Below are 4,072 nucleotides of genomic sequence, written 5' to 3'. Positions count from 1 at the left end.
CCTTTACCCATTAACACAATTAAGAACGTAGATTGGTCACATATTGTTTTACTTTTTTTTTTTGAAAAATCGTTTTTTAGTTTCAAATTGGGTTCAACAGTACGTTAAAAAAAAGAAGTGATCGGTCATTTGACCGATCACTCCAATTATTATTAATGAATGGGTAAACATACCATTACTGTCGTACCTTCGCCTAGCCTACTTTTCATTTCGATCGTTCCATGATGAAGAGTAACAATTTTTTTGGCGATCGCAAGCCCCAAACCATTGCCGCTAATATTGCGGTTGCGTGATTGGTCCGACTTGTAAAACCGCTCAAACACATGTTCAAGCTTATCCGCCGCAATGCCAATACCTGAATCGGTTATTATGAATAGCACTTCGGTATCGGATTGAGTTAAAGAAATCTCAATAATTCCGCCTTCAGGTGTGAATTTGATGCTGTTGCCGAGTAAATTCATCCATACCTGGTTCAACTGATCCTGATCTGCTGTAATCTTGATCGTGTTCGCCCATTCTAATTCGATGCGAATGTCTTTGGCCGACCATTGAGGCTCGCAAGTAACGACGATTTGCCTAATTTGCTCGTCGAGATTATACGTCATCGGCTCGAATGGATGCTGATCGGAATCAAGCGAAGCAAGCCTGAGCAAATTATCGCTAAGCCTCGATAGCCGCCCGCTCTCCATAATAATAATATCCAAATAATAATTACGATTATTTTCTGCTACCAAGCTGTTGTTCTTCATCGCCATTGCAAAACCCGATATAGACGTTAGCGGAGTTTGAATTTCGTGCGATACATTCGATACAAAATCCTGCCGCATTTGCTCCAGCTGTTTCAGTTCACTAGCCATTTCATTAAAGCTATGGCTTAAGACTCCTATTTCATCAGCGCTTTTCAGTTTGATTTCCACATCGTAATCACCCTTGGCAAGCCTCTTGGTCGCTTGTGTCATCGCTTGAATCGGTTTCACCAAATAACGAGCTGCAATAAGAATACATAGGCTCCCAATAATTAAGCCGAGAAGCAGTATGAGCAGCAGCATTCGATTTATAATATCTTCATTTTGCGCTGAAAACTGCATAAACATGGCCTGTATCTTCCCATCGATGGGAAAAGGAATACCAACGAATGTTTGGCCTTCCTTACCAGGTGAGCGATATAATTGTCCTCGAAGCACCTGTTGAACAGCTTCCGGCGCAATTTTCACATTACTCGTATTGTTTAAAGCATAGATCGTTACATTTCCTGATGCATCATACATGTGGATTGGATAAGCGGACACCTTTACCATTCTTGTTAGGAAAACACTCAGATCATCCGGCCTTGTTTGTTCATAGAGAGTAATCATTTCCTCTCCTGCTGCAATCATGTCGTTCTGACCGACATGGTTTATTTCTTTCTTGAATATAGAATAGCCTATAAAAAATGAAGACAATAAGCTGAAAATGATGACGGCCAGAAACGTGCAAATGATGCGGACATATAATGTATTGATCATGTGATGACAAGCCGATACCCCAGACTACGGGCGGTTTCAATCTGAAAATGTTGTGCATCGCCAGCAAATCTTTCCCTTAGCCGTTTAATGTGAACATCGACGGTTCGGTCGTCACCTTCATAATTTTTGCCCCAGATCTGAGTGATCAGCTGTTCCCTCGTAAAAATTTGTCCAGGATGGTTCGCCATTTTAAACAGCAGCTCAAATTCCTTCAATGGCAGATTTAGCGTTTCTTCTCCTCGAATCACTTGATAGTTGCGGCGATTTAGTGTAACGCCGCCAAGCTGTACCGTTTGTGATGAGACAATCATGTAACGCTTCAGCAGCGCTTTTACTCTCATCACAAGCTCCATCGGATCAAACGGCTTCGTTAAATAATCGTCCGTGCCAAGCTGAAACCCCTTCACTTTTTGCCCCGACTCTCCTTTAGCTGTGACCATCAGGAGAGGAATATTGGAATCGATGCGCCTGATCTCCCTGCATAATTCCCATCCGTCTACTTGAGGCATCATAATATCGAGGATAACCATATCAATTTGATTGTTTTCCCAAATTAATTGCGCCTCCGCACCGTCTTTTGCCTCTAAAATTTGGAAACCTTCGTTTTTCAAAAATAAAGACATCAATTCGCGAATATGTGCATCGTCATCCGCGATCAGAATTTTGGCCATTAAGATGTACGTCTCCCCTCTTTAACATGAGCCTCCCATATGGGCGGATTGCTGTTTCAACCAAAATGCCATCCAAGCAAGTTCCAATGATAGAAAAACAAACTGAGTGCTACTGCCGCTAGCATAATAAGAGAGTAATGCACGCGTCTTAGGACTGTCCAATAGCTGTTTTTCCAAGCAAGCACACTCATAACGATCATCGCCAAAGTAAATCCAACGAGTAGAATAGGCATAAACAGATAAAGATTCAACGACTGTGTAATGCGRCTAAGTCGAGTGAGCATATCCATATTCATCACGACAACAAGCGTCGCCACAATGGTTGTAAGTGCCCAGATGGCGGTGGCTGCAGACAGCCGATATGCCCACTTCTGCTCATTCGGCATTGCGCTGATTTCACGTCTGCGATTTAGGAAGCCCAGTATTACCGTAATAAATAGAAAGACTGAGATGCCAAGCAATGGAAACCAGAACGATGTTTGATCCAGCAGCGACGCGCGTTCAAGCGGCATTGTAGGTAAGAAATCAAGAAGCAAATGAGTGACTTTTCCTGATTCGTCGGTGCGGAATCCAATCCGTCCCTCTCCGCCTACTTGTTGGAATACATCAGGTCCAATAGGTTCAAATATTTGCTGTTCAGCACCACTCCCAATGAGTAAACGATTGCCTTCAGCCGCTACACTGATCTTGGACATAAAACTATAAAACTTATCAATATCGGTATGATTGCGACGAGTAAATTGATAGGAACCCGCATACTTTTGTACAGCATCATTAAGTTCAGCGGATACTGGCGGCAGGCTGACTTCCTCGGCTGGGAAATAGCGGTCTAAAAAGGCTTTTGCGAGTCCATCCGCTGCTAATGAGCCGTCCCCTCCATTGTAGGAAACAAAAATGCCAATCTGCTTATCTGGAACGAGATATAGCTCTGTATTAAACTGCAAATCTGCTCCGCCATGGGAGATAACTTTTCGCCCGTTCATGTTCAGTTCATAGAAACCAAGATCTATTGCCGGTAAATCCTTATGGAACTGGAAAGCCGGTGCATGCATCAATATGGCTGTTTCTGGCTTCAAAATTTGCTTTTCTCCATAACGTCCATTCTGAAGATGAGCAATCATGAAATGAGCCATATCCATCGCGGATACTGCAGCTGATCCCGCAGGCCGAAATCCTCCCTCAAACGTTGGCGGCTGAGCTGTATATGCACCGTTTTCCTTAGCATATCCCGGTACAGAAAAAGCTTCTAATGCAGCAGGAATAGGCTCTTGAATAGTAGCGTATTTCATATCCAGCGGATCAAAAATATATTTCTGAATATAATCATTGTACGCTGTCCCGCTAACTTCCTCGACGATTAATCCTGCTAGCGCGGCGCCATAGTTGGAATAAGACGACATCTCGCCCGGAGGCCTTACTCGTGCCGGCATATGCTTGGCAAGCGTTTCCGAAATCGATACCGGCAGCTTTTTAGGATCTGTAGTAATTTGATAGCCGACTCCGCCTTCTTCAAAGCCAGCGGTATGGGTCATTAGATGACGCATCGTAATCGGCTCTGAATAGGTTTTCGGTATTTTCACCGTTTTCAAATAGTTATTGATGTCTGTGTCCAGATCGATCTTGCCTTGCTCAACAAGCTGCATCACAGCGGTCCAAGTAAAAAGCTTCGTTGTTGAAGCGATTCGAAATAGATCTGTCTCTGGGTTCGCCAGCTGGTTCTTCTCGAGGTTAGAGTAACCATACCCCTTAGCGAGCAGGATTTCCCCATCCTTGACGATTGAAATAACCGCACCTGGAAACTTGAAATTGTCCATATGCACTTTCATAATACCATCAATGAACGCCGTTAGCCCAGCGACATCGTTTAGAGAATTGGCTTCTCCCTCGGGTGTGGGC

General features: G+C 43.7%; 3 protein-coding genes. All 3 read right to left on the bottom strand.

What is annotated here, in order from left to right:
* Window positions 1-152: 152 nt before the first annotated feature.
* The gene (locus tag AB4Z17_RS32600) at window positions 153-1,505 is read right to left on the bottom strand and encodes an ATP-binding protein (protein ID WP_441964504.1); all 1,353 of its coding nucleotides are present in this window, start codon (window positions 1,503-1,505) and stop codon (window positions 153-155) included.
* The gene (locus AB4Z17_RS32595; protein WP_441964502.1) at window positions 1,502-2,176 is read right to left on the bottom strand and encodes a response regulator transcription factor; all 675 of its coding nucleotides are present in this window, start codon (window positions 2,174-2,176) and stop codon (window positions 1,502-1,504) included. Before AB4Z17_RS32595 ends, AB4Z17_RS32600 begins: the two co-directional genes overlap by 4 nt.
* Window positions 2,177-2,232: 56 nt before the next feature.
* Window positions 2,233-4,072: serine hydrolase domain-containing protein (locus AB4Z17_RS32590; RefSeq protein WP_441964499.1), on the bottom strand; the 1,840-nt coding region annotated here is incomplete at its 5' end.

The sequence above is a fragment of the Paenibacillus sp. TAF43_2 genome (assembly GCF_052113545.1).
Classification (GTDB): domain Bacteria; phylum Bacillota; class Bacilli; order Paenibacillales; family Paenibacillaceae; genus Pristimantibacillus.
This window is presented reverse-complemented; position numbering and strand designations above follow the sequence as displayed.